The organism is Kribbella sp. NPDC003557 (assembly GCF_040610805.1).
In the GTDB taxonomy this organism is placed as follows: domain Bacteria; phylum Actinomycetota; class Actinomycetes; order Propionibacteriales; family Kribbellaceae; genus Kribbella.
In genome coordinates, this window is sequence record NZ_JBEXMY010000003.1 from 88,653 (window position 1) to 112,821 (window position 24,169).

Sequence of the window (24,169 nt, forward strand, 5' to 3'; positions counted from 1 at the left end):
CGTCTGCGCTCCATGGGTTCACCCCGCAGGTTGTCCCTTCGCCTCTCGGTACACCACGGGTGAAGGGGCAACGGCGAAGGTGAACCCGCCAAGTTTCTGGGTCTGCCGATGTCTAGGGCCGGTTGGATCAGATGGCTTGCCAGAGGGAGAGTGCGAAGCGGGCTTCGCCGTCGGTCCACCATGCGGCCGGGGTGAAGCCCGCTTTGTCGAGCTCGGCCTCGACGCCGGCGCGGTGGAACTTGGCGGAGATCTCGGTGCTGATCTCCTCGCCCTCGTCGAACGTGACCTCGAGGTGGATCTCCGGGATCAGCACCCGCATCGCCCGGGTGGCGCGCAGGTGCATCTCGATCCACTCGTTGTCCGCGTCCCAGATCGCCACGTGCTCGAACGCGTCGACGTCGAAGTCCGCGCCGAGCTGCCGGTTGATCACCCGCAGCACGTTCTTGTTGAACTCGGCGGTGACGCCGGCGGAGTCGTCGTACGCCGCGACCAGCGTGGCCGGGTCCTTGACGAGATCGGTGCCGAGCAGCAGCGACTCCCCCGGCTCGAGCACCTCGCGCACCGAACGGTAGAACGCCTCGCGCTCGGCCGGGATCAGGTTGCCGATCGTGCCGCCGAGGAACGCGACGACCCGCGGCGGATCCCCTGGCAGCTTGTCGAGGTGGGCGGTGAAGTCACCGACCACACCGTGTACGTCGAGGCTCGGGTAGTCGGCGTTGATCGCGTCGGCCGCCTCCCGCAGCGCGGATTCCGACACGTCCAGCGGGACGAACGACGTCAGCGTGCCGTGATCGCGCAGCCCGTCGAGCAGCAGGCGGGTCTTCTCCGACGACCCCGACCCGAGCTCGACCAGCGTGTGCGCGCCGGTGATCGCCGCGATCTCCCTCGCGCGCGCCTGCAGGATCTCCCGCTCGGCCCGGGTCGGGTAGTACTCCGGCAGCCGCGTGATCTCCTCGAACAGCTCACTCCCCCGCGCATCGTAGAACCACTTCGGCGGCAACCATTTGGGCGTCGCCCCCAGCCCCGCCCGAACATCGTCCCGCAAGGCCCGGGCCGCGTAGTCCGGGGTCAGATGTACGTCGATGAGGGTCACTCTCGTCCTTCCATCGGGGTGATCTGCACTGTTGTGGCGGTGGCCACCAGCAGGGAGCGGTCGGGGACGGCGGTCCAGTTGTCGGGGCCGAAGGGTTCGGAGGCGACGGTGACGGAGTCGGGGGTCCGGCGGACGTGGAGGGAGTGGGTCCAGGCGGTGGCGACGAGTTGTTCGCCGTCGGTCAGGAGGATGTTCAGGCGCGATCCCGGGGCGAGCGCCTCGACCTCTTGCACCACCGCGGCGACCGCGTCGGCCGGGGGCATGCCCTCGGTGAGGCGGTGGGTGATCAGGGCCCACAGGAACACCGAGTCGATGGGTGCGCCGAGGCTCAGCAGGTCGGCGACCGGCAGCTGCTCGGCCAGCTTGGGCGTCGTCTCCGGCCACCCCGGGATGCGCCCGTTGTGGCTGAACAGCCAGTGGTCCGACGCGAACGGTGCGACCGCGGACTGGCCGTACGGCATGCCGACGGTCCCGTTCCGGACGGCGGCCAGGACGGCGCCGGACCGGATCGTGCCGGCCAGGCCGGGCAGGTTCTCGTCGGTCCAGATCGGTACGTCGCGCCGGTAGCGCACCGGCCCGCCGGACACGGCGGCATCCCCCTCGGGATACCAGCCGAGTCCGAACCCGTCGGCGTTGACCGATCCGCCGCCGCGCATGTCCGCCGGCGCCCAGCTCTGCTCGTACAGCGAGTGCTCGGGCTCCAGCACCAGCGACGCCAGTGTCACGGGCGGACCGAGATAGGCCAGGTGGCGGCACATCAGGCGTGCAGCTCCTCGGGCCGCGGGTCGCGCGCACAGCGGAAGCCGGCGAAGATCTGCCGGCGGATCGGGTAGTCCCAGTTCCGGAAGGTGCCGCGGGCAACGACCTCGTCGGTGCCGAACGAGCCGCCCCGGAGCACCTTGTGGTCCGGCCCGAAGAAGACCAGCGAGTACTCGTCGTACGGCCAGGCGCGGAACCCCGGATACCCCCGGAAGTCGCTCGACGTCCACTCCCACAGGTCGCCGATCAGCTGCTCCACGCCCAGCGGCGAAGCTCCCGCCGGATATGCGCCGACCGGAGCCGGCCGCAGGTGCCGCTGCCCCAGGTTCGCATGCTGCGGGCCCGGCGACTCGTCACCCCAGGGGAACCGTCGCGTCCGGCCGCTCGCCGGGTCGAACCGCGCCGCGAACTCCCACTCCTCCTCGGTCGGCAGCCGCTTCCCGGCCCATTTCGCGTACGCCTCCGCCTCGTAGAAGCAGACGTGCATGACCGGCTCGTCCAGCGGCAACTGCTCCCGGTGACCGAACCGCAGCCGCCACCACTCGCCGTCGGTCTGCGACCAGAACCGCGGCGCGACCAGCGACGCCTTCCGGACGTGCGCCCAGCCGGCCTCGGACCACCACTGCGGATCGGCATACCCACCGCCGAGCACGAAGCGCAGGTAGTCCCCGTTCGTGACCGGCACGGTGTCGATCACATACGGCCGCACGTGGACGGCGTGTGCGGGCCGCTCGTTGTCCAGCGCCCACGGCTCGATCGACGTCCCCATCTCGAACACGCCGCCCGGCACGAACACCTCGGCCGACGGCAGCCGCCGTCCCGCGGGAGGCGGCGGCGCGTCCAGCACCGGGGCTCCCTCGCGCAACTGGTGGGTGGCCAGCATCGTCTCGTCGTGCTGCTGCTCGTGCTGCGCGATCATGCCGAACGCGAACGCGTTGTCCACCAGCTCCCGGCCGGCGTCGAACTTCACGTGGTCCAGCACGTCCAGGACCTTGTCGCGGACCTCGTTCACATAGACGCGGGTCTCGGCCGGACCCAGCAGCGGCAGCGCGGGACGGTCCGCGCGCGCGTGCTGGAACGCGTCGTACAGCTCGTCGATGTCCTGGCGCAGCGGCTCGCGGCCGCCGACGTCGCGGACCAGCCAGAGCTCCTCCTGGTTGCCGACGTGCGCGTAGTCCCAGACCAGCGGCGACATCAGCCTGGAGTGCTGCTTGACCAGGTCGTCGGTGTCGACCGCATCGGTCAGCTGGACCGTCCGCGCCCGCGACCGCTCGAGCTGCTCACCGACGAACGCCCGCAGGCCTTCGGGCGACAGATCGGACAGTTGGTGATTCATGAAGCTCGCCTTCCGTGGGTGTTGTCGACGATGCGCTGCAGCCGGGTCGCGACGGCAGCGATGAGATCGGGGTCCGCGCCGGTCCGGTCCATCACCTCGGCGCCCAGCGCGACCACGTCCCGCGCGGCCCGCAGGACCAAGGAGTCCTTCAGGCCTTCGCGCGCCGCCGGGAACCAACGGCCGGCGGCGGGCTCGGCCGCGGCCAGCACCTGGTCGATCGGAGCGGACATCAGCGCGGTGAGCAGCAGGGTCGGGGCGATCCACCCGTCCCCCGGCTGCGCGTCGAGGTAGCGCACCTCGAGATACCCGCGCGGGCGGACCGGCGGGAAGAGCGTGGACAGGTGGTAGTCGAGGTCGTCGTACGTCGGTCTGTCGGGCACCTGTCCGTCCGCCAGCCCGTCCGCCCAGGCGCCGAACGTCAGCCCGGTCGGCGCGTCCCAGGTGTCGCCGCGCCGCAGGCAGAGCACCGGTGCCTCCATCGCCGTACGCGCCCAGGCCGCGGCCGGGTCGGCGTCGAGCGGCGGCGGCTCGGTGAACGGGGCGCAGGTGCCGAAGGTCGCCTGCGTGCGGGCCGAGGCCCAGCCGGTGTCCGCACCGGCCCGGCGGCGGGAGTTCGCGAACAGGCCGACCAGCGCGGGGCCGAGATCGTGCAACGCGCGCCAGCGCAGTGCGGTCCGGTCCGCCTCGCCGGCGTCGAGGCAGATCTGCAGGCCGGCGGTGCTGCACATCATCCGCGGCCCGTGCGGCCCGAGGCGCTGGAAGGCGTGTTCCATCGCGGCGTACCGCGGGACGGTGAGGATGCGGCGGGGAGTGCGGAAGGGGTCCAGGCCGTAGGCGCCCGGGACCAGGTCCGCGTCCTGCAGGAGGGCCGTCAGCTCGGCGGCGTCGGCGGCGGTGTCCTCGATCAGCCGCGGGACCGAGTCCGACGCGGGGCCGGAGATCTCTACCTGGCCACCCGGCTCCACGGTGACCAGCGCGCCCCGGCTCAGCGGCAGCTGCGGACTGCCTCTCACCAGGGTCGCGGGGGCGTGCACGCCCAGGGCCTTGCTCAGTCGTCCGGCGTCGAGCGGCCGGTGCGGGTCATCCGCGTGATGCACTGTCCACTCGAGCTCGACGCCGAACAATCGTGGTGGACCGTGCTTGAAACAGACCATCGCGACGTAACCCTCCGCCTCGGCCCGGGAGCCGATCGGGGTCGTCGCCGGAGAACCACCGGACGAGGTCACGTCAGCGAACCTAGCTCCGGGACCAACGCTGGACAACCGACCGGAAATTACCCGTCGGTGACGTCTGGGGTGCGTACGGACTCATGCCGAGCATGCTTCCCGAGGCCACCGACACTTTCCGGCCGGATCCGGACAACCTCCGCCGGTTCCGCTCTCAGCGAAACCGCGGACAGGTGGTACAGGCGGTCACGTTCGGCAACACGTAGAAGTAGCAGCAAGAGATTCGCAGCTTCTCCTCCAACGACACCCCGAACGCCTTCGCGGCCCGGTCGGCGTACGGCGCGTCCTCCGGCAGCCGGATCGCCGCCCGCACCTCGTCGTCCGCCGCCCCGAACCGCTGCAACGAACCCAGCTTCACCCCGGGCCGATACGAGTCGAGGAAAGCGCTCACGTGTGCCTTGTGCTGTGCGGCGGCAACCTCGAGCGGCACGACCTCGTCCGACAGCAGCGCCACCTCGGCCGGATAGTGCGCGACCGGATGCCGCTTGAACGCCAGTGCGGCCGGAGACACCTCAGGCGACACCCCGGTGACAGCAGCAGTCACCCCAGCGACCAGGGACGGCACCTGGACGTACCACATCAGCGTGAACATGGCCGCGACCTGCACAGGCGGCTCGATCGAGTAGTCCCGCGCGTAGTCAGCAGCCGCCGCGGCCCGCCACGCCACCGTCGGGTCACCACCGGCTCGCTGCTCCGCGATCAGTTCCGCACAGGAGACCCAGTCCGGGCCCGGCACCGCGTCCGCCGTACGCACGGACATCCAACTGACCGTATCGGCCAGCACGTCCGCCAGGCGGCTCACGGTGTAGCTCATCCAGCCAGCCTACGATCCGGTACGACGACCGGTGCGCCGCCGACCTCCACAACAGTGGCCTTGAGCCCGAACACCTCGTCGAGCAGCTCCGCGGTCAGTACGTCGGCCGGCCGGCCCTGCGCCGCGATCCGCCCGTCCCCCATCACCACCAGGTGGTCCGCGTACTGCGCTGCGAGCGTGAGGTCGTGCAGCACGGCCACGACGGTCCGGCCTGTCGTGGCCGCAGCGTGGACCACGTTCATCACGTCGACAGCGTGTGCGAGGTCGAGGTACGTCGTCGGCTCGTCCAGCAGCAGGTGCTGCGTGCCCTGGGCCAGCACCATCGCGATCCACACCCGCTGACGCTGGCCGCCGGACAGCTGGTCGACCGGCCGGTCACGGAGCTCTGTCAGCTCCACAGCCTTCAGTGCATCGTTGATCGCCGCGTCGTCCTCGCCGGTGAGCCGCCCGAACAGACCGCGATGCGGATGCCGTCCCCGCGACACCAGCTCGGCAGCGGTGATCCCCTCCGGTGTCACCGGCCCCTGCGGCAGCACACCGAGCTTGCGGGCCAGCTCACGCGCCGGCAGCTGGTGGATGTCCTTGCCGTCCAGCAGCACGCGTCCGCTCTGCGGGGTGAGCAGTCTGCTCATCCCACGCAGCAGGGTGGACTTCCCGGACCCGTTCGGCCCGACGACCGCGGTCAGCTGACCGGTCGGCACCTCCAGCGTCAGTCCGTCGACGACCGGCGCGTCAGCGTCGTACGCGAGGGTCAGGTTCTCGACGTGCACGGTTCAGCGTCCCTTCTGCTGACGGCCGATGAGATGGAGCAGGTACGGCGCCCCGCACGCGGCGGTGACCACGCCGACCGGTAGTTCGTACGGCCCGACGTGCGCCCACTGCAGCCCGTTCCGCGCCAGCAGGTCGGCGAGGACGACGAACAGTGCGCCGAGCATCGCCGTGGTCAGCAGCGGTGGCCGCTCCATCCGGGTGAGCCTCAGCGCGACCTGTGGCGCCACCAGCGCGACGAACGCGATCGGGCCGGCACCGGCGGTCGCCATCGCGGCCAGCACCGTCGCGATCACCAGCAGGGCGAGCCGGATGCGCGCCACCCGGACGCCGAGCGACGACGCCACGTCGTCACCGAGCACGAGCGCGGACAGGTCCCGGTTGAACGTCATTGTCACCGGCAACAACAGCACGACGGCGATCAGGACCGGCACCGCGTCGCTCCATGTTCGCGCGTTGAGCGATCCGGCCAGCCAGGCGGCGGCGCGGCCCGCATCGTTCACGTCGCCGACCACGAGCAGCCAGGCGACGAGCGAGTTCGCCGCGGCCGCGACGCCGACACCGATCAGCACCACCCTGCCCGCGTCGACCACGCCGCGCTGGACCGACAGCGCACCGACGACCAGCGTGGCGAGCAGTCCGCCGACGACGGCCGCCACCGGGATCCCGACCTTCGCCGCGACGCCGGAGATGTTGCCGCCGCCGGTCCCGGCGAGCACGATCACCGCGACGGCGCCGGCGGACGCGCCGGAGTTCACGCCGACGATGTCAGGGCTGGCGAGCGGGTTGCGGGACAAGGTCTGCAGCAAGGCACCGGACACGGCGAACGCGATGCCGACCAGCAGTCCGGTCGCAACGCGCGGCAGGCGCAACTCCAGCACCACCAGCCGGGTTCCGCGTCGGCCGCCGCCGAGCAGCACCTCGACGACATCCGCGATCGGGAGTTTCGTCGTACCGACGCTCAACGAGACCAGCGCGATCACGACCGCGAGCGCCGCGAACAGGATGCTGAGGACGACCGTTCGTGATCTCACAGGGCCACCGCCCGGCGGCGGACGACGAGCACGAACATCGGCGCGCCGACGATGCCGAGGACGACGCCGGCCTGGACCTCGCCCGCACCGCCGACGAGCCGGCCGACGAGGTCCGCGAGCACCAGGGTGGTCGCGCCGATGACGCCCGCGGCCGGGATCAGCCAGCTGTTGCGGGCCCCGAAGATCCGGCGCGCGACGTGGCCGGACAGCAGGCCGAGGAACCCGATCGGACCGCACGCGGCGACACCGGCCGCGGTCAGCAGACCGATCGCCGCCAGCCCGACGAGCCGGGCCCGGCGGATCGACAGGCCGAGCCCCGCGGCCACGTCGTCGCCCAGGGCAAGCAGGTCGAGGTCACGGGCGTTGACGGCGGCGAGCAGCAGACCGACGACGGCGAACGGGAGCACCTGAGCGGCGACATCCAGCCCGCGGCCGGCGACCGATCCGACGGCCCAGAAGCGATAACTGTCGAGCGTGTCGGCGTCGAGCAGCACGATGGCGGAGGTCAGCGCGCCGAGCATCGCGGCGACCGCGGCGCCCGTCAGCGCCAGGCCGACAGGGGTGGCGCCGGAGCCGCGCGAGGCCAGCTGCTGGACGGCGAAGGTGGCGATCAGTGCGCCGATCAGCGCGACCCAGACCGTCGACGAGACCGACTCGACCAGACCGAGCTGCAGGCCGAGTACGACCGCGAACGCCGCGCCGGAGCTCACCCCGAAGATGCCCGGCTCGGCCAGCGCGTTCCGGGTGTGCCCTTGCATCAACGCGCCGGCGATCCCGAGACAGAGCCCGATCAGGACCGCGACCACCGTGCGGGGAAACCGCAGGCTCCGCACGATCACGTCCGCGTCCGCGCCGGAGTTCGCGGCCAGCGCGTGCCACACCGCGCCCGGTCCGAGCCAGCGTGAGCCGAGCGCGAGGCTCGCGGCGAACGCGAGCACGAGAACGACGACCAGGACGAGCAGTGCCGAGGTACGACGGACGGCGAGACTCGCAGTGGGAGCGGCGGAGGACATATGGTTAGGTTTGCCTTACTTCGCTGAGGTCGTCAGTCACCTTATCCCGTTGCCTGTCCCGTTGCCTGTCCAGTTGCTTGGAGACGTCCGTGCGCCTGCCCCGCATCACCGCCCTGCTCGCTGCCGCCGCGCTCGCCCTGACCGCGTGCGGCGGGTCCCCGGACGACGATTCACCGGACGCGGCGGGTGGCTCCGACGGGTTCCCGCGGACGGTCGAGCACGCGATGGGCAGCACCGAGATCCCGGCGAAACCCAAGCGGGTCGTCGCCCTCGACGCCAGCTTCGTCGACGCCACGCTGATCCTGGACACGCCGGTCGTCGGCTACACCGAGTACCGCAGCATCAAGGGCAGCCTGCCGGACTACCTCGGCGACGACCGGACGAAGTACGGCGCCGAGGCGCAGGCGGTCGGCACCCTGGCCGAGCCGAACCTGGAGAAGATCGCCGAGCTGAACCCGGACCTGATCGTGACCGCGAAGGTCCGGCACGAGAAGCAGTACGAGCAGCTGTCCAAGATCGCGCCGACGATCATGTCCGAGACCACCGGGCCGACCTGGAAGGACAACATCCGGCTGGAGGCGAAGGCGCTCGGCCAGGAGGCGCTCGCCGAGCAGGAGATCACGGCGTACGAGAAGGCCGCGAAGACCGTCGGCGACGCGATCAACGCCAAGGCGGGCAACCCGACGATCTCGGTCACCCGGTTCGTCGACGGCCCGACCCGGCTGTACCAGAAGAAGAGCTTCTCCGGCATCGTCATGCAGGACGCAGGCCTGGCCCGGCCGAAGTCCCAGGACGTCGACGACTTCGCACTGGAGATCAGCCCGGAGCGGATCAAGGACGCCGACGCGGACGCGATCTTCGTCACCGTCTACGACGACGAGAAGGGCCTCGGCCAGAAGACCGCCGCCCAGTTCAAGGCCAACCCACTGTGGAAGCCCCTGGCCCCCAAGGTCCACGAGGTCTCCGACACCACCTGGATGACCGGCGTCGGCCTCCAGGGCGCCTGGTCCATCCTCACCGACCTCGCAAAAACCTTCGCCGTCCCGGCCCCGGTCAAGGCCGGCTGATCACGTCACCTTGAAATCCGTCGTCTGCGTGCCCTTGGCGCCCGCTTCCGTCACGACGGACACCGTCAGGTGGTAGACACCACGGACCTCCAGCGAGTCGGCGTTGAAGTAGAACGTCTCCCGGCACGAACCGCTCCGGGCAGACTTGATGACGGTGGACCCGCGCTTGAGCACCCAGGTCGGGTAGCAGCCGGTGGCCGGGTAGTGCCCGCTCACGTCCAGGACCTGGGCGTAGGCGTTCGCGACCGCGCCGGCCCGGTACTCCCCCGGCCCGATCTTGCCGCCGCTGCTCAGCTGCACGTTGATCGCAAGGTTGCCCGGGGCAACAACAGGTGTGGTGCTCGAGCCCGGGGGCTCCGTCGGCTCGACAGAGGGCGTCTCGGTCACGGTCTCGGTGACAGTGGCGGTGCTGGTGGTGTCGACCGTCGTGGTCGCGGTCGCCAGAACCGTGGTCGGCGGCGGCGCAGGGTTGATGGCACTGGGCAGTACGTCGGCGCGGCCGAGGACCACGGTGAGGACGGCGCCCGCCAGCGCGAAGACGGCGGGAATCGCCGCGATGAACGCCGGATGCTTGTGCCAGGAATCCTTCGCCGGTTCCGGCTCGTCCACAGGCATGTCTGTCTTGCTCTGGTGCACGGTGGTTCCCCCCACGGTGACATGTTTCGGTGGCCCCCCGGCCACGATGTGATGCTCAACGATGGACCAAAACCCCGCGCGCGTCCACTGCGGAGAGTGACGGAGTTTAGGGTTCGGGGTATGACGGCTCTCGCGCGGTGGCACGTTGGTGCGTGGACTACTCGGGGGACTCGGGACGGTGAGGTGGCGGTGCCGGGGCGGCGGCGGACGAGTGACGAGCTGAACTTCGATGTGGTGGGGCTGGCGCGGATTCTGGGGCGGCGGTTGTCGGGGCGGGACGAGTTGCAGGTGCGGCTCTGGCAGAACGAGTTGCGGCCGACGCACACGCGGATGTGCGGCGTCCACACGCTCGCGGATCCGGACAACGCCCGGCTGCTGCACGACACGGCGCAGGAGGCGCTCGCCTGGTTGGGTGAGCGGGCGCCGGCGGGATACGAGTTCGTCCTCACCGACGCGATCGAGCTGCGGCCGCTGCTCGACCTGTCCGCGGAAGTCGTCGCCGTCGACGCGGTCGTCCAGCTGACAGAGACGCCGTTGCCTGCCGCGCGATTGGCGACAGCGCATGTACGCCGTTCCTCCTCCGGCGACTGGTACGCCGGAGACGCGGTGTGCAACTGGTCCGGCCCGCACGCCACGTCCGAGGAGGCTGTCGCCGCAGTACTAGCTGCCCGCGAGAAGTTGGTGGAGCAGCTACGCGCCGCGGGCCGCGAAGACCTGGCGGCGACAGCGGACCGGTGGCCTGCCGTGCCGATCGAGTCGGCCTAGGCCTGGCCCGCCGACGGTCAGGCCGGGCCGGTCGGCGTCGAGCCGGCTGTGGCCGGTCTGGATGTCACGTGGTTCTCGAGGAAGGCGAGTTCCGTCTTGACCACCTGTTCGTGGGCGTCGAGGAAGGGCGCGTAGTGGTTGCCGGGGACCTGGAGGACCTCGGCCTTCGCGGTGCTCGCGGCGGCCTTCAGTGTCGGGGCCGCCAGGGCGGACTGGTCGTCTGCGCACACCACGTATTGGATCGGGCAGCGGGCATCAGCCGCGTACTTCAGTGGGCGGTAGAACGCGGCCGGGAACACCGAACGAGCCGCGATCGCCTGCTGCCAGTCGGGATACCTGTTGCCGGGGTTGAGGGTCGCGTTGCTCAGCTGGGCGTCGGGGGTGTTGAGCAGGGCCACCGTGCCAGGCGGGCCGGCGAGGTCGACCAGGCGAGGCGGACGGCCGAAGAGACCGCCGGCCAGGTCCAGCAGGCTCCGGCCGATCAGGCGCAGCGCACTGCCGGGCGTCTGGTAGCGCGAGGCGTTGCGGGTCACGGTCGGGCCGTCGACGTTCGCGGACTGGGCGATCGCGGCGGCGATCCCGAGGTCTTCCGAGGCGAGCTGCACGATGTAGCCGCCGGGCAGTGAGAACGCCCAGATCGCTACCCGCTCAACACCCGGAAGGGTCTTGGCGTAGCCGATCGCCTCGCGCCAGTCAGCCAGTTGATCGGACAGGCGAGCGACCTGTCGCGGCTCGCCCGCACTCTCACCGAAGTTGCGGTGGTCGAACGCCAGTACGCCGAACCCGGCCGCGGCGAACCGCTCCGCGAACCGGTCCGTCCCCGGCTCCTTCGTGACGCCGAAGCCGCCGGTCATCACCACGCACCCGCCGTTGCTGCCCGGGTAGTGCCAGGCCGCGCACGCGACCCCGCCACTCGTGAAGCTCACCTTCTCGCGCATACCAGAAGTGAACCACGTGGTTCGCAAAACTGTCTACGCCTGCTCCTCGCGGTCGAGTGCCCGGACCAGCGCCGCGAACCCGGCCTCGATCCCGGGAGCGTCGCCGCTCGTCCGCCACTCGATCAGGAAGCCGCGCAGCGTCGCGAGGATCAGCTCCGCCACCTCGCTCCTGCGTTGCTCGTCCCAGTCCTGCGGGCACAGCGACAGCAACGCCGGCAGGTACTGGCGCGAGGCCGACCGCGCGAGGTCGGCGTACCGCCCGGCGTCGTACATCGCGAGGCCGATCGCCTGGTCGAGCACCCACGACTCGGTGCCGATCAGCGTCGGCCACATCGAGCGGACCCGGTCCGCCAGCGAGCGGCCGTCGCCCTCGCCCGCCGCCGTCATCGCGCGGTCGATGCGGCGTTCGCGGAGCTGCAGGACCGCCTGGGTCAGCAGGTCCTCGGGTCCGTCGAAGTGGTACAGCAGGACCTTGTGCGTCGTGCCGGCCGCGCGGGCGGCCCGGCGGAGGGAGAAGTCGACGAGGCCGTTCGTCCCGAGTTCGTCGGCGACCTTGCCGAGCAGTTCGCGCCGGCGCGCCTCACCTCGCGGTGACTTCGCCGAGCGGCGGTAGCCGGTACGTTCCTCGGTCATGTCACGTGAAGCTCGCGACGAGGTACCCGACGCCGTACGGCGCGGCCTCGTAGAGGAGATCGCCTGACAACGGCGTACCGGCGAGGGCGCCGGCGAGCACCTGCCACGGGGCGCGACCGGCCGCCTGCAGCTCGGCCGCGAGGTCGGGGTCGAGGGCCGCGAGCACGTCGAGTTCCTTGTGCTGCAGGGCTTTCGCGACCGTGGTGTCGAAGAGCTCGGCGCGCGGATGGAGGTGTACCGGCGAGTGCTCGCTGCGGCGCGCCGACCCGTCGCCCATCACCAGCAGACCGACCCGGTCGTTGCCGTTGGCAATCTCTCGGCCTAGGCGCACGCACTCGGCGGGCGTGGTGTCGGCCGGCACCGCCAGGTAGGTGCGGGGCAGCCCCGCCGCCTTCGACTGCTCGAGCAACCAGCCGCCGACCGCCAACGCCAGCGGAAGCACCGCCGGCCCCGAGCCGATCCGAACCCCCGGAGCGCCGTAGGCCCCGAACGAGCCGCCTGCGGCGGCGTCGTAGGTCCAGGGGGAACCAAAGGCGCGGCCGATCGCAGACGACCCGGCGCGCGCGGTGCGCGCGGTGGGCGCGGTGCGCGCGGTGGGCGCGGTGCGCGCGGTGGGCGCGGGAGATGTGGCAGGTGCGGTGGGCGCGGGAGGTGCGGTGGGCGCGGGAGGTGCGGTGGGCGCGGGAGGTGCGGTGGGCGCGGGAGGTGCGGCGTGTGCGGTGTGCGCCGTGGGCGCTGTGGAGCCGATGACCAGGATTGTGGTGGCTGGCGTCAGGGCCTCGATCGCGGTGAGGCAGGCGGCGCGCAGATCGTCCAGGTCGGGGGCGGCGCCGGTGGCTACTTCGGGGACCAGGAGGGGTGGGTGGGGGCAGACGGCGGCGGCTACGACGGGCACGGGGTCAGGCCTCTCGGACGTAGCGGAAGAACAGGTAGTCGTCGGACCCGACGAGCCTCGACTCCAGCCGCATGCGGCGGGTCAGTGTCGACGGCGGGCCGGCTGTGATGCGGCCCGAGCCCGGCCCGGCCAGCAGCGGGGCCAGCGCGAGGCACAGCTCGTCGACCAGGTCGGCCGCGGTCAGCGCACCGAGGAGATGCGGCCCGCCCTCGGACAGGATCTGCTTCTGCCCGCGACCGGCGAACTCCTCGACGACCGCCGTCAGGTCGACCTCGGCCTCCCCCAGCACGAGCACCTCGGCCACCTCCTCCAGCGCCTCCCGCCGGTCCCCCGGCGCGGCGGCGTGCGTCACCACGACCGGCCGTACGGCGGACTTGAACACCGGGTTCACCGGGCTCAGCTCGAGCCGCGACGACACGATCGCGAGCGTCGGATTCTCGGCCAGCCCCGCCGCCGTCCGCCACTCGCGCGCCTTCGCGGACAGCTTGAGCGGGTTGTAGCCCTCGTCACGGATCGTCCCCGCACCGACGAGAACCACATCCGCCAGCCGCCGGATCATGCTGAAGACCCGGCTGTCGGTGTCGCTCGACAGCGCCTTCGACCGCCCGTCGATCTCGACCGCGCCGTCCAGGCTGCTGACGAAGTTCGCGCGCAGGTGCGGTACGCCGCGGTCCGCGACCTCGTAGACCGCGATCAGCTCCTCGTCGCTGAGCTCGTCCAGCAGACGCATCAGGCCAGGCTCCTTCGGGTTCCGGCGGGCTGTGCGGTGCCACGCAGTACGGCGATGAAGTCGAGGGCCTGCCGCGCGGCCGGTACGTCGTGCACCCGGAAGACCCGGGCACCGAGCCAGGCCGAGACGCTGAGCGCCGCCAGGGTCCCGTTGCCGCGCTGCCCGGGCGGCAGCTCGAGGGTCTCGCCGATGAAGTCCTTGTTCGACACCGCGACCAGGACCGGCCAGCCGGTCGCCGCGAGCTCGTCGAGGCGGCGGGTGAGCTCGAGCGACTGCAGCGTGTTCTTGCCGAAGTCGTGCGTCGGGTCGATCAGGATGCCGTCCCGCCGTACGCCGGCGGTCAGCGCGCGCTCCGCGAGCGAGGTCGTCGTACGGATCACGTCCGCGACGACGTCGTCGTACGCCATCCGGTGCGGATCGGTTCGCGGCGAGAGGCCGCCGACGTGGCTGCAGACCAGTCCGGCCCCGGCGTCGGCCGCGGCGTTCACCAGGTCGGGGTCGGCGCCGGCCCAGGTGTCGTTGATCAGGTCCGCGCCGGCCGCCGCGACCTGCCGGGCGACCCCGCTGCGGTAGGTGTCCACGCTGATCACGAGCGACGGGTGGCGGGCCCGGATACCGGCCACGAAGTCCACGGTCCGGCGAAGCTCCTCGTCCTCGCTGACCGGCTCGCCGTACCCGGCCTTCACGCCGCCGATGTCGACCAGGTCGGCACCCTCGGCGACCGCCTTGTCGATCGCCGCGTACGCCGCGTCGGTCGCGAACGTCGCGCCGCGGTCGAAGAACGAGTCCGGGGTCCGGTTGATGATCGCCATCAGCGCGAACTCGCCGGGCCCGAACGACCGTTCGCCCAGCCGCAGCACTCCGTCGCCCGTCGTCACGCCACCGACTCTACGGGGCCGGACCGTCCGTGGAGGTGGGGGCACCTATCGCACGAGCCACATATCCTATAGGATCCGTCCCGACAGTCCGCCCACCGCAGCAGATCGGGTTCTCGATGCCACGATTCACCGAGTTCGAGACGTACGACGTCCGATTCCCCACGTCGCTGGACCTGGACGGCTCCGACGCGATGAACACCGACCCGGACTACTCCGCGGCGTACGTGATCCTGCGGACCGACGCCGGGGACGGGCTCGAGGGGCACGGGTTCGCGTTCACGATCGGCCGTGGCAACGACATCCAGACGACCGCGATCGAGGCGCTCCGCGACCACGTGCTCGGGCTCGACCTGGACGCCACGCTGTCCGACCTCGGCGGCTTCTGGAAGTCGCTCGTGCACGACTCGCAGCTGCGCTGGCTCGGCCCCGAGAAGGGCGTCATGCACATGGCGATCGGCGCGGTCGTCAACGCGGTGTGGGACCTGGCCGCCAAGCGCGCCGGCGTGCCGCTGTGGAAGCTGTTGTCCGACCTCACCCCGGAGCAGATCGTCGACCTGGTCGACTTCCGGTACCTGACCGACGCGCTGACGCCGGACGAGGCGCTGGACATCCTGCGCAAGGCCGAGTCCGGTCGCGCCGAGCGGGAGGCGGTGCTGCGCGAGCGCGGGTACCCGGCGTACACGACGACGCCCGGCTGGCTCGGGTACGACGACGCGAAGCTGGTCCGGCTGTGCCACGAGGCGGTCGCCGAGGGCTTCACCCAGATCAAGCTCAAGGTCGGCGCGGACCTGGACGACGACATCCGCCGGATGCGGCTGGCCCGCGAGGCGGTCGGCCCGGACATCCGGATCGCGGTCGACGCGAACCAGCGCTGGGACGTCCCGGACGCGATCAGCTGGGTCGCGGCGCTGGCGCCGTACGACGTCTGGTGGGTCGAGGAGCCGACCAGCCCGGACGACATCCTCGGCCACGCGGCGATCGCCCGCGCCATCGCGCCGATCCGGGTGGCCACCGGTGAGCACGTGCAGAACCGGGTGGTGTTCAAGCAGATGCTGCAGGCCGGCTCGCTGTCGGTCCTGCAGCTGGACTCGGCCCGGGTGGCCGGTGTCAACGAGAACATCGCGAACCTGCTGCTGGCGGCGAAGTTCGGCGTCCCGGTGTGCCCGCACGCGGGCGGGGTAGGACTGTGTGAGCTGGTCCAGCACCTGTCGATGTTCGACTACGTCGCGGTGAGCGGATCGATGGACGACCGGGTGATCGAGTTCGTGGACCACCTGCACGAGCACTTCCTGGACCCGGTGGTGATCCGGGACGGGCACTACGTGGCACCGGTGCGGCCCGGGTTCGGCGCCGAGATGGACGCCGAGACGCTGACCGACTTCCGGTTCCCGGGTGGCAAGATCTGGACCGACCTGACCAAGGAGAAGAAGTGACTGATTTCGCCGGCCTCCGCGCGGTTGTCACCGGGGGCGCCTCGGGGATCGGGCTCGCGGCCGCCGAACTGCTCGCCGCCCGCGGCGCCCAGGTGGTCGTGTTCGACCTGAAGCCGGAGGTCGCCGAGCCGCTGACCGGGATCGCCGCCGACGTCACCGACGACGGCTCGGTCCGGGACGCGGTCGCGGCCGCGGCGCTGCGGCTCGGCGGGATCGACATCGTGGTGAACAACGCCGGGATCGGCGCGCAGGGCAACGTCACCGCGAACGACGACGACGAATGGCACCGGGTGCTGGACGTGAACGTGGTCGGGATCGCGCGCGTGACCCGGGCCGCGCTGCCGCACCTGCGCAAGTCGGACGCGGCCGCGATCGTCAACACCTGCTCGATCGCCGCGACCGCCGGCCTGCCGAACCGCGCGCTGTACTCGGCGAGCAAGGGCGCCGTGCTGGCCCTGACGATGGCGATGGCCGCGGACCACGTCCGTGAAGGGATCAGGGTGAACTGCGTGAACCCCGGTACGGCGGACACGCCGTGGGTCGGGCGGCTGCTCGACGTCGCGGCGGACCCGGCAGCCGAGCGTGCGGCGCTCGAGGCGCGGCAGCCGATGGGCCGGCTGGTGTCGGCCGCCGAGGTCGCACAGGCGATCGTGTACCTCGCCAGCCCGCTCTCGGGCTCGACGACCGGTACGGCGCTCGCGGTCGACGGCGGCATGCAGAACCTGCGCCTCCCGGCGGCGCGCTGATGAAGCTCTTTCCGGACGGCCGGCGCGTCGGGCTCGGCAGCGCGCCGCTGGGCAACCTGCTCGGCGAGGTGCACGAGGCGGACGCCCTCGCCGCCGTGGACGCGTCCTGGGACGAGGGCTGGCGGTACTTCGACACAGCCCCGCACTACGGGCTCGGGCTGGCCGAGGAGCGTCTCGGCCAGGCGCTGCGATCCCGGCCGCGGGACGAGTACGTGTTGTCGAGCAAGGTCGGCCGGATCATCTACGAGGCTTCCGACACTGCGACGGACGACGAGGGCTTCGACGTCAGTACGACGCGGCGCCGGCGCTGGGACTTCTCGCGGGACGGTGTCCTGCGCAGCATCGAGGACTCGCTGCGGCGGATCGGCACCGACCGGCTGGACGTGGTGTTCGTGCACGACCCGGACGACCACTACGACGAGGCGGTCGCGACCGCGTTCCCGACGCTGATCGAGCTGCGGGAGCAGGGCGTGATCGGCGCGATCGGGTCCGGGATGAACCAGTCGGCGATGCTGACCCGGTTCGTGCGGGAGATCGACATCGACGTGATCATGCTCGCCGGGCGGTACACGTTGATCGATCCGGACGGGCTGGACGACGTCCTGCCGGCCTGCCTGGAGAACGGCGTCCAGGTGGTTGCCGTCGGCGTCTTCAACTCCGGGCTGATGTCACAGCCGCGGCCTGCGGCCGGAGCCACGTTCAACTACGAGCCGGCCGCACAGTCCCTGCTGGACAAGGCGAACAAGCTCGCAGACATCTGCGAGTCCCACGGCACCACGCTTCCCGCAGCCGCGCTCGCCTTCCCGTTGGCCCACCCCGCAGTAGCCGGCATAGCCGTCGGCTGCCGCAACGCCGAGGAGGTCCACACGAACGCCACGCTGGCGCGGACCGAGGTCCCTACGGCCCTCTGGTCCGACCTCAAGGCAGCAGGCCTCCTCCGCGAGGACGCACCTACTCCGTAGGGGTTGTGCGGGAGGCGAGGTGTAGGGCCAGGCGTTCGTCCGGGTTGGTCAGGTCGACGCCGAGGAGGTGCTGGATCTTGGCTATGCGGGCGGCGGCGGTATTGCGGTGGATGCCTAGGACTGCGGCTGTTTCGGCTACGGACGACTCCGTGTCGAGGTAGACCGCCAGGGTGGTGACCAGGTCTCCCGGCTGGTCCTTGATGGGAGCCAGGAGGGCCCGGGCTGCGGGCTGGAAGGTATCGGTGCGGGTCCAGGCCAGGAGGAGCTGGGCCAGTCCCAGGCGGTCCACGTGGAGGAAGCGGCCGGTCTCGGCGCGTCCACGGGCCAGACCTGCCGCGTCACCCGCCTCAGCCAGTGTCGTCGCGATTCCGCTCGGCCCGGGCTGCACCCGCCCGACGCCTACGTACGCATCCACGGTCTGCACCAGCCGCCGCTGCACCCGCCGGATCGCGGCCGCCTGTTGCTGGACCTCGGTCGCCGTCGGTTCGCGGACGGCGGTGATCCACGCGGACCAGCCGTCACCCTGCTCCACCACAACGGCCCGCAGCCCCTCGGCGTCGAACGCCTCCACCACATCGGCTCGCCGACCGGCGACGTCGACCTGTCCCTCGGCGCCGATCCGGATCCCGGTGTGCCAGCCGTCGAGCTGCCAGCCGAGGTCCACCGCACGCCGCCGCGTCGCCTCGGACGGCTCGCCGTGCAGCAACTCGCCGAGCAACGACGTCCGCTGCCGGGCGTCCCGCTCCAACTCCAGCCTTCTCAGCGCCATCCGCTCACCGACCGCCGGCGCGACAACGCTGAGCACGTCCGGTACGGCGGCAACCTCAGCCGGCACCGCGCCGGGCAGCCGCGCCACCAGCCAGCACACCGGCCCGGCTCCGAGCACAGCGACTGCGAGCAGCACGGCCCCGCTCGGAAGATCGACCCGGTACGGCGCGGCCCACGCCACAGGTACTCGGGGCAGAGCCGCGCCCAGCGCCGTACGTTCGTCCGGCTCCAGCGGCTCCCCGGCCAGCGTGCCGCCGTCAGCTCCTGCCAGCGTGACAGGCCGATCCAGTACGTCGGCCGTGGTCCGCAACACCGCGTTGAGGTCCCCGCCCGCGCGCCGCATCGCCGAGACAGCGCGCAGCACCAAGTCCGACCGGAGCACCTCCGGCTCTGCCGTCACCCGTCGCAGGTACTCGTGAGCTGCCAGCGGGTCCGAGCAGCCCAGCACGGGCAGCTGCAAACGCTCCGCCAGCAGCTGTGCTCCGCGCCCCAACGGCTCGACCCCCGCGAGCAGCAACGCACCAGCACCGGCCGCCGAGGCCCTGCTGATCAGCGCGTCGATCCGCCAGTCGCCGTGGTCCTCTGCCAGCAGTACGACGAGCAGCTGCCCATCCAGCTGCTCCGGATGTGCAGACACCTCGAGCACGACCTGAGACCCCGTCAACCGAGGACCGGGCTCCGGTGCGGCGGCGAGAACGGCCACGTCTTTCCAGCCGGGCGTGCTGAGCAGCGCGGTCAGCGCCGGCGCCAGGTCTCTCATGACGCTTCCAAGAGCTGCGGCGGGCACTCCAGCCCAAAGGCTTCCGGGCCTACGTGAGCGATCCGGTCGGCGCGCCGCCACCAGGCAGGCCCCGGCAGCGCCACCACCACGACCTCGTCACCGGTGCGGATCGCGTCGACCGCGATGGGCTGAAGCGTTCGGCGATCGAGGACGCAGAGCAGGTCCGGTGTGGTGACGACCGGTGTGCCGTCGACCAGCGCGAGCAGGTACTCGTTCTCGGTCTCGATCCGGAGGACCGCGCGACTTTCGGCGTCGACCACGCACACGCTGCCGCGACCGAACGCCGCACCGCCGTCGGCGATGAGATGGCGGGCGACCTCCTCGACCCGGCCGGTGCCGAGCAACCGCCCACCCAGGCCCGCGGCAACGACCGCGGGCGTGGCGTCGGAGTCGAGCGCGGCATGAGCGCGGCCGAGTGCCAGCGCCCTGGTCAGACTTCCCTGGACGGCGTCCGCCGCCGCAGCCTCCACCGGCGTCGGTGCCAGCGCGAGGACGGCCCAGCCCCCGGTGTGAGCAACGAAGCTGCGCACCGCCCGTTCGAGACCGGCCGCGTCGACGTTGTCCACGACGATCACCTGACCGCTCGGCTCGCTGAGCGCACACGGCGTCAGCGAGCGGCCCGCGACCGCCCACGAGAACTGGTCGAGCCGCGGCAGCGCCCGCCCCATCAGGTCCGCGTCGACCACCGGGAGGCCCAGGTCCAGAGCCGCGATCAACGGCGTCAGCCCGTTCAGCCCGCCCGCTTCGAGCGGCATCAGCCCGGTGACCTGGGTCCCTGTCCACCGGCTGACCGCCCGCACCGCGGCGTCGAACTCACCGCCGCCCGGCAGCTTCTCCATCAGCACGCTGGTCGCGCCGACCACGCCGATCGGACTCACCGAGGCATCGGGCACGTCCGCGGCGTCGCGCAGGACCAGCTCCCCCGCGCCGAGCTGCCGGCGCAGCATCCGGCCGAACGCGCCCGTGTCGCCCCCACCGCCGGAGCCGAGCAACGTGACCCCGACGACCAGCGCCCCCAGGTCCTGCTCCCGGACGACCGTCGTCATGGGCTGATCCTGCCACCAGTGCAGCGGCTGTGGTTGGAACCCCGGCCCGCCGCGGAGGGGTCAGCACAGCGGGCCGAGGGTCAGGGGACGAGCACCTCGGTACGGCGCTCGACAGGGCTGAACGTGACGTCCAGCCCGAAACACGACGGCCCGAAAACCGCCAGCGCCTCGGGGGTGCGCATCAGCTCCGGTGTGGAGATGCCGACCACCGTGACGCGCTGGCCGTACCGCAGGCCCTCCGTGGTGATCGGCTCCGCGGTGTCCCCCTCCAGCACGCAGATGAGGTCCGGCACCGTGCACACCACCTCGCCGTCGACCTCCGCGACCAGGTTCTCGTTCTGGAAGCGCAGCTCGAGCTGGGACGTCCCGTCGTACGAGGTGAAGCGGGCCCGTCCGCGGGCGAAGCCCTCGACGGTACGGCGCTCGACGTCGACGACCTTCCCGCGGAACAGCACCCGCAGGTGGCTGTACAGCGTCGGCGCCAGAGCCGCCCGCACAGCTGCCACCGGATCCGCGTGCGCCGCCCGCGCCTCGCGGACCGCCCGGCCGATCGACAACCCGAGCGACAGCGTCCGCGGTACGGCGGTCCGCTTCACCTCGGCGCCCGTCATCGAGTACTCCGCGATGTGCGCGACGCCGCCGAGCCGGATGGTGATCCCGCGCGCCAGCCACTCCATCTGCCGGTTGTCCGTGCCGGTGTCGATCACCACGGTCTCGTCGTGCTCCCCGGCGATCGCCATCGGCGACCCGGGCACTCCGTACACCGAGAACGTCTCCATCTGCAGCTCGGGGAACGCGCGGCCCATCCCGTCCGCGTCGACCACCGGCAGTCCGGTCCGGGCCGCGACGAGCAGCGGGATCATCGAGTTGATGCCGCCGCACTCGATCGGCATCGTCGCGTCCGCGCGCCGCCCCAGGTGCTTCTCGAGGGCGCGCAGGGCTCCGACCGGTTCGCTGCCGCGCGGGATCTTCTCCACGATCACGGTCGGCGCGCCCATCTGCGCGGTCGGGATCACGAACGCGTCATCGGCCAGCTCGTCCGGGTCGAGGACGGTGATCGGGCCGTGCTCACGGATCGCCTGCTCGACGAGCAGCCGCCCGATCAGCGGGTCGCCGCCACCGCCGGTCCCGAGGATCGCCGCCCCGCGGGCGAGATCCCGCAGGTGCTCGATGCCCAGCTGCCAGCTCATACGATCTCCAGCGCGCGGATCGGGTCGAGGTCGTAGCCGAAGTACCGCGGGCCGACCAGTTCGATGCCTTCCGGCGAGTGCCAGCGTTCGTCGGCCGGGGCCGCCAGCACGCTGACCCGGTGTCCGTAGCGCAGCGCCTCGGTGGTGATCGGCTCGCCGGACTCGGTGTCCAGCACGATGATCAGGTCCGGCGTCGTCGCCACCGCAGTACCGTCGAGCTCCGCGACCAGGTGCTCGTTCTGGAAACGCAGCACCAGCAGCCGGCCGTGCGAGGCATCGAGTCCGTCGACGGCCGCGTCACCGCGCGCGAAGCCGGTCGTCGTACGGCGTTGCACGTCGACGACCTTGCCCACGTGCAGCAGGCGACCGCCCAGCTCGTCCACCACGGCCGCGACCGGATCGGTGTGGGCGCGCCGCGCCTGCTCGATCGCCCGCCCGATCGTCACGCACTTGCTCAGCGTGCCGGCGACGAACGAGCCGCGGACGTCCGCACCGGTCATCGCGTACAGGGACACGATCGCGGAGCAGCCCATGTCGACGGTCGCCGAGCGCGCCAGTCGTTCGGCCCACTCGTTGCTGATCGTGTCGAAGACGCCGCGGTTGCCCTTCTCGTCCACGATCGACATCGGCGTCGCCTCGATACCGGCCAGCGTCGGCAGCACCATCTGCAGCTCGGGGAACGCGCGGCCCATACCGTCGCCGTCCACCAGCGGCAGCCCGAGCTGCGCGGCGGCGATCACCGGGACGGTCGAGTTCACCCCGCCGGCCTCGATACAGGCCAGGTGGGTCGGCGTCTTCCCGACGTACTTCGCCAGGGTCTGCACGGCGACCGAGATCTGGTCCGCCGACGGCAGCTTCTCCACCATCACCGTCGGCGCGCCCATCATCGCCACCGGCAGCACGCAGGCGTCGTCCGGAAGGTCGCCGACGGCAACGACCTCGACCGGCCCGTGCTCCTTCAGCGCCTGCTCCGCCAGCAGCCGCCCGATGTGCGGATCCCCACCGCCGCCGGTCCCCAGCACGGCGGCGCCGCGGGCGAGCGCACCGAGGTCCTCAGCACGCAGCTTCATCGCAACCACTCCACTCCCGGGGTCGTCATGACGCGGCCCCCAGCCGGAGATCGCCGACCGCCTTGCAGCGGATCCGGGTGGCGTTACCGGGCAGGTACGGGATCGGGACCTCGTCGAAGTCCACGATCCGCACGGCCGCGGGGTCGGCGCCGGCCGCGACCGCGCGGTCGACGGCCTCCTGCCGCGCCTCGTCCACCACCGCGTCCCGGCGGCCCGGGTCGATCGCGTACACCCGGTCGACCTCGCCGCCGACCTGCGCGATCGCGGCGCCGATCGCGTTCGCGACCGCGAAGTTGTCCGGCCGGTGCACGGCGAGGCTGCCGGGCAGGTCGTCGGGCAGCAGGATCGAGCCGCCGCCGACCGCCACCACCGGCAGCGGGTCCGGCGACGTACGCATCCGCTCGACCGCGTCCGCGATGTCCGCGGCGACCCGGGCGAGCGCGGCCTTCACCAGCGTCGGGTCGAGATCGGCGACCGCGCTCGGGTCCCCGACCTCGGCCCGCCCGGCCGCGACCGCGATGTCCGTGGCGGTCAACGTCCTGCCGCCGAAGACCAGCGCCTCCTCGGTCAGGCGGTACCCCACCGACCGCGGCCCGACGCTCACCTGGTCGAAGCTGTCGGCCACCAGACTGCCGCCGCCGATCCCGATGCTGAGCACGTCGGGCATCCGGAAGTTGGTCCGGACGCCGGCCACGTCGACCTCGGTCGTCGCCTCCCGCGGGAAGCCGTGCGTCAGGACGCCGACGTCGCTCGTCGTACCGCCGACGTCGACGACCGCGCAGGTGTCGAGACCGGACAGCAGCGCGGCGCCGCGCATCGAGTTCGTCGGCCCGGACGCGAACGTGGCCACCGGGTACCGGCGGGCGAAGTCGACGTCCATCAGCGTGCCGTCGTTCTGGCTCAGGTACAGCGGCGCCGAGATGCCATGGCCCGCGACCGCACCCGACAGGCCGTCGACGATGCTCGCGGCCAGCTCGCGCAGCGCCGCGTTGATGATGGTCGCGTTCTCCCGCTCCAGCAGGCCGATCCGGCCGATCTCGTGCGACAGCGAGATCGCCACGTCGTCGCCGAGCTCGGACCGCAGGATCTCGGCCGCGCGCAGCTCGAACTCGTTGCTGACCGGCGAGAACACCGACGAGATCGCCACCGACCGGACGCCGTGGTCCACCATGTCGCCCGCGTGCCGGCGCAGCTCGTCCTCGTCCAGCTCGGCGATGTGCCGGCCGTCGAACTCGTGACCGCCGTGCGCCAGGTAGCTGCGGCCGCTGATCGCGTCGACCAGCCGCTGCGGCCAGTCGACGAGCGGCGGCAGCGACACGGTGGCGGGCAGCCCCAGCCGCAGCGCCGCGGTCGGCGCCAGCCGCCGGGCCTCCACCAGCGCGTTGATGAAGTGGGTGGTGCCGATCATCACGGCCTGCACCTGTGCGGGGTCGAAGGATCGCTCCGCCTGCAGCCGGTCCAGCGTGTCGATGATGCCGGCGGTCACGTCCGCACTGGTGGCGGACTTGTTCGCCGCCAGCACGGTGGTGCCGTCCAGCAGCACGGCGTCGGTGTTGGTACCACCGACATCGATGCCGATTCGCATCTG

Annotated in this window: 24 protein-coding genes; 5 read left to right on the forward strand and 19 right to left on the reverse strand. The window is 71.7% G+C overall.

Going from position 1 to position 24,169, the window contains the following annotated elements:
• Positions 1 to 127 precede the first annotated feature (127 nt).
• The 8 genes from egtD to ABZW60_RS12330 form a co-directional block, all read right to left on the reverse strand.
• On the reverse strand, positions 128 to 1,093 hold the full coding sequence (gene egtD / locus ABZW60_RS12295; RefSeq protein ID WP_355476067.1) for an L-histidine N(alpha)-methyltransferase: 966 nt from the start codon (positions 1,091 to 1,093) through the stop codon (positions 128 to 130).
• Positions 1,090 to 1,851 (reverse strand): ergothioneine biosynthesis protein EgtC, encoded by a 762-nt coding sequence (egtC, locus tag ABZW60_RS12300; protein WP_355476068.1) that lies wholly within the window; start codon positions 1,849 to 1,851, stop codon positions 1,090 to 1,092. The genes egtD and egtC overlap by 4 nt, the downstream gene beginning before the upstream one ends.
• Entirely contained in the window at positions 1,851 to 3,188 is a 1,338-nt protein-coding gene (egtB, locus tag ABZW60_RS12305; protein WP_355476069.1) for an ergothioneine biosynthesis protein EgtB, read from the reverse strand. The genes egtC and egtB overlap by 1 nt, the downstream gene beginning before the upstream one ends.
• Positions 3,185 to 4,414, reverse strand: a complete 1,230-nt coding sequence (locus tag ABZW60_RS12310; RefSeq protein WP_355476071.1) for a glutamate-cysteine ligase family protein — start codon at positions 4,412 to 4,414, stop codon at positions 3,185 to 3,187. Before ABZW60_RS12310 ends, egtB begins: the two co-directional genes overlap by 4 nt.
• A 154-nt stretch (positions 4,415 to 4,568) precedes the next feature.
• On the reverse strand, positions 4,569 to 5,228 hold the full coding sequence (locus ABZW60_RS12315; RefSeq protein WP_355476073.1) for a (2Fe-2S)-binding protein: 660 nt from the start codon (positions 5,226 to 5,228) through the stop codon (positions 4,569 to 4,571).
• Entirely contained in the window at positions 5,225 to 5,998 is a 774-nt protein-coding gene (locus ABZW60_RS12320) for an ABC transporter ATP-binding protein (protein WP_355476075.1), read from the reverse strand. Before ABZW60_RS12320 ends, ABZW60_RS12315 begins: the two co-directional genes overlap by 4 nt.
• 3 nt (positions 5,999 to 6,001) lie before the next feature.
• Positions 6,002 to 7,030 (reverse strand): iron chelate uptake ABC transporter family permease subunit, encoded by a 1,029-nt coding sequence (locus ABZW60_RS12325; protein WP_355476076.1) that lies wholly within the window; start codon positions 7,028 to 7,030, stop codon positions 6,002 to 6,004.
• On the reverse strand, positions 7,027 to 8,043 hold the full coding sequence (locus tag ABZW60_RS12330; RefSeq protein ID WP_355476078.1) for an iron ABC transporter permease: 1,017 nt from the start codon (positions 8,041 to 8,043) through the stop codon (positions 7,027 to 7,029). The genes ABZW60_RS12325 and ABZW60_RS12330 overlap by 4 nt, the downstream gene beginning before the upstream one ends.
• A gap of 89 nt (positions 8,044 to 8,132) precedes the next feature.
• On the opposite strand from ABZW60_RS12330, the gene ABZW60_RS12335 reads away from it, so the two are divergent.
• Positions 8,133 to 9,110, forward strand: coding sequence for an iron-siderophore ABC transporter substrate-binding protein (locus ABZW60_RS12335; RefSeq protein ID WP_355476079.1), 978 nt, complete (start codon positions 8,133 to 8,135; stop codon positions 9,108 to 9,110).
• Here ABZW60_RS12335 and ABZW60_RS12340 read toward each other — a convergent pair whose 3' ends face one another.
• Complete coding sequence (locus ABZW60_RS12340) at positions 9,111 to 9,725, reverse strand: hypothetical protein (protein ID WP_355476081.1); 615 nt, start codon at positions 9,723 to 9,725, stop codon at positions 9,111 to 9,113.
• Positions 9,726 to 9,866: 141 nt separating this feature from the next.
• On the opposite strand from ABZW60_RS12340, the gene ABZW60_RS12345 reads away from it, so the two are divergent.
• Positions 9,867 to 10,511, forward strand: a complete 645-nt coding sequence (locus ABZW60_RS12345; protein WP_355476083.1) for a hypothetical protein — start codon at positions 9,867 to 9,869, stop codon at positions 10,509 to 10,511.
• A 17-nt stretch (positions 10,512 to 10,528) separates the two neighbouring features.
• Here ABZW60_RS12345 and ABZW60_RS12350 read toward each other — a convergent pair whose 3' ends face one another.
• Genes ABZW60_RS12350 through folP form a run of 5 tightly spaced genes read right to left on the reverse strand, consistent with a single transcriptional unit; the run spans position 10,529 to position 14,519 of the window.
• Positions 10,529 to 11,449 carry an alpha/beta fold hydrolase gene (locus ABZW60_RS12350; protein WP_355476085.1) on the reverse strand — a complete coding sequence of 307 codons (921 nt, stop codon included), beginning with the start codon at positions 11,447 to 11,449 and terminating at the stop codon, positions 10,529 to 10,531.
• A gap of 33 nt (positions 11,450 to 11,482) precedes the next feature.
• Positions 11,483 to 12,082 carry a TetR/AcrR family transcriptional regulator gene (locus ABZW60_RS12355; RefSeq protein WP_355476087.1) on the reverse strand — a complete coding sequence of 200 codons (600 nt, stop codon included), beginning with the start codon at positions 12,080 to 12,082 and terminating at the stop codon, positions 11,483 to 11,485.
• Position 12,083: 1 nt separating this feature from the next.
• Positions 12,084 to 12,977 carry a class III extradiol dioxygenase subunit B-like domain-containing protein gene (locus ABZW60_RS12360; protein ID WP_355476089.1) on the reverse strand — a complete coding sequence of 298 codons (894 nt, stop codon included), beginning with the start codon at positions 12,975 to 12,977 and terminating at the stop codon, positions 12,084 to 12,086.
• Between the two features lie 4 nt (positions 12,978 to 12,981).
• The gene (locus ABZW60_RS12365; protein ID WP_355476091.1) at positions 12,982 to 13,707 is read right to left on the reverse strand and encodes a pyrimidine reductase family protein; all 726 of its coding nucleotides are present in this window, start codon (positions 13,705 to 13,707) and stop codon (positions 12,982 to 12,984) included.
• A complete protein-coding gene (gene folP / locus ABZW60_RS12370; protein WP_355477599.1) occupies positions 13,707 to 14,519 on the reverse strand; it encodes a dihydropteroate synthase in 813 nt (270 codons plus the stop codon). Before folP ends, ABZW60_RS12365 begins: the two co-directional genes overlap by 1 nt.
• A gap of 182 nt (positions 14,520 to 14,701) precedes the next feature.
• Here folP and ABZW60_RS12375 point away from each other — a divergent pair, with 182 nt between their 5' ends.
• From ABZW60_RS12375 to ABZW60_RS12385, 3 genes are read left to right on the forward strand one after another with little or no spacing between them, the layout of a single operon-like run.
• The gene (locus ABZW60_RS12375) at positions 14,702 to 16,018 is read left to right on the forward strand and encodes an L-fuconate dehydratase (RefSeq protein ID WP_355476093.1); all 1,317 of its coding nucleotides are present in this window, start codon (positions 14,702 to 14,704) and stop codon (positions 16,016 to 16,018) included.
• Positions 16,015 to 16,764, forward strand: a complete 750-nt coding sequence (locus ABZW60_RS12380; RefSeq protein ID WP_355476095.1) for an SDR family oxidoreductase — start codon at positions 16,015 to 16,017, stop codon at positions 16,762 to 16,764. The genes ABZW60_RS12375 and ABZW60_RS12380 overlap by 4 nt, the downstream gene beginning before the upstream one ends.
• The gene (locus ABZW60_RS12385; RefSeq protein ID WP_355476096.1) at positions 16,764 to 17,726 is read left to right on the forward strand and encodes an aldo/keto reductase; all 963 of its coding nucleotides are present in this window, start codon (positions 16,764 to 16,766) and stop codon (positions 17,724 to 17,726) included. Before ABZW60_RS12380 ends, ABZW60_RS12385 begins: the two co-directional genes overlap by 1 nt.
• Here ABZW60_RS12385 and ABZW60_RS12390 read toward each other — a convergent pair.
• The 5 genes from ABZW60_RS12390 to ABZW60_RS12410 all read right to left on the reverse strand — a co-directional run bounded on the left by ABZW60_RS12390 (position 17,716) and on the right by ABZW60_RS12410 (position 24,166).
• Positions 17,716 to 19,254 carry a helix-turn-helix domain-containing protein gene (locus tag ABZW60_RS12390; RefSeq protein WP_355476098.1) on the reverse strand — a complete coding sequence of 513 codons (1,539 nt, stop codon included), beginning with the start codon at positions 19,252 to 19,254 and terminating at the stop codon, positions 17,716 to 17,718. The genes ABZW60_RS12385 and ABZW60_RS12390 overlap by 11 nt on opposite strands.
• Positions 19,251 to 20,321 (reverse strand): DUF917 domain-containing protein, encoded by a 1,071-nt coding sequence (locus tag ABZW60_RS12395; protein ID WP_355476100.1) that lies wholly within the window; start codon positions 20,319 to 20,321, stop codon positions 19,251 to 19,253. The genes ABZW60_RS12390 and ABZW60_RS12395 overlap by 4 nt, the downstream gene beginning before the upstream one ends.
• A gap of 80 nt (positions 20,322 to 20,401) precedes the next feature.
• The gene (locus tag ABZW60_RS12400) at positions 20,402 to 21,511 is read right to left on the reverse strand and encodes a DUF917 domain-containing protein (RefSeq protein ID WP_355476102.1); all 1,110 of its coding nucleotides are present in this window, start codon (positions 21,509 to 21,511) and stop codon (positions 20,402 to 20,404) included.
• Positions 21,508 to 22,581, reverse strand: coding sequence for a DUF917 domain-containing protein (locus ABZW60_RS12405; RefSeq protein ID WP_355476104.1), 1,074 nt, complete (start codon positions 22,579 to 22,581; stop codon positions 21,508 to 21,510). The genes ABZW60_RS12400 and ABZW60_RS12405 overlap by 4 nt, the downstream gene beginning before the upstream one ends.
• 25 nt (positions 22,582 to 22,606) lie before the next feature.
• Entirely contained in the window at positions 22,607 to 24,166 is a 1,560-nt protein-coding gene (locus ABZW60_RS12410) for a hydantoinase/oxoprolinase family protein (protein WP_355476106.1), read from the reverse strand.
• Positions 24,167 to 24,169: the final 3 nt, after the last annotated feature.

Excerpts from the sequence above, each read along its gene's own strand:
- ABZW60_RS12395 (WP_355476100.1), bottom strand. The coding sequence starts at position 20,321 with ATGACGACGGTCGTCCGGGAGCAGGACCTGGGGGCGCTGGTCGTCGGG.
- folP (WP_355477599.1), bottom strand. The coding sequence starts at position 14,519 with ATGGCGATCATCAACCGGACCCCGGACTCGTTCTTCGACCGCGGCGCG.
- ABZW60_RS12400 (WP_355476102.1), bottom strand. The coding sequence starts at position 21,511 with ATGAGCTGGCAGCTGGGCATCGAGCACCTGCGGGATCTCGCCCGCGGG.
- egtB (WP_355476069.1), bottom strand. The coding sequence starts at position 3,188 with ATGAATCACCAACTGTCCGATCTGTCGCCCGAAGGCCTGCGGGCGTTC.
- ABZW60_RS12390 (WP_355476098.1), bottom strand. The coding sequence starts at position 19,254 with ATGAGAGACCTGGCGCCGGCGCTGACCGCGCTGCTCAGCACGCCCGGC.
- egtC (WP_355476068.1), bottom strand. The coding sequence starts at position 1,851 with ATGTGCCGCCACCTGGCCTATCTCGGTCCGCCCGTGACACTGGCGTCG.
- ABZW60_RS12365 (WP_355476091.1), bottom strand. The coding sequence starts at position 13,707 with ATGCGTCTGCTGGACGAGCTCAGCGACGAGGAGCTGATCGCGGTCTAC.
- ABZW60_RS12345 (WP_355476083.1), top strand. The coding sequence starts at position 9,867 with ATGACGGCTCTCGCGCGGTGGCACGTTGGTGCGTGGACTACTCGGGGG.
- ABZW60_RS12410 (WP_355476106.1), bottom strand. The coding sequence starts at position 24,166 with ATGCGAATCGGCATCGATGTCGGTGGTACCAACACCGACGCCGTGCTG.
- ABZW60_RS12385 (WP_355476096.1), top strand. The coding sequence starts at position 16,764 with ATGAAGCTCTTTCCGGACGGCCGGCGCGTCGGGCTCGGCAGCGCGCCG.
- ABZW60_RS12330 (WP_355476078.1), bottom strand. The coding sequence starts at position 8,043 with ATGTCCTCCGCCGCTCCCACTGCGAGTCTCGCCGTCCGTCGTACCTCG.
- ABZW60_RS12315 (WP_355476073.1), bottom strand. The coding sequence starts at position 5,228 with ATGAGCTACACCGTGAGCCGCCTGGCGGACGTGCTGGCCGATACGGTC.
- ABZW60_RS12405 (WP_355476104.1), bottom strand. The coding sequence starts at position 22,581 with ATGAAGCTGCGTGCTGAGGACCTCGGTGCGCTCGCCCGCGGCGCCGCC.
- ABZW60_RS12375 (WP_355476093.1), top strand. The coding sequence starts at position 14,702 with ATGCCACGATTCACCGAGTTCGAGACGTACGACGTCCGATTCCCCACG.
- ABZW60_RS12340 (WP_355476081.1), bottom strand. The coding sequence starts at position 9,725 with ATGCCTGTGGACGAGCCGGAACCGGCGAAGGATTCCTGGCACAAGCAT.
- ABZW60_RS12350 (WP_355476085.1), bottom strand. The coding sequence starts at position 11,449 with ATGCGCGAGAAGGTGAGCTTCACGAGTGGCGGGGTCGCGTGCGCGGCC.
- ABZW60_RS12355 (WP_355476087.1), bottom strand. The coding sequence starts at position 12,082 with ATGACCGAGGAACGTACCGGCTACCGCCGCTCGGCGAAGTCACCGCGA.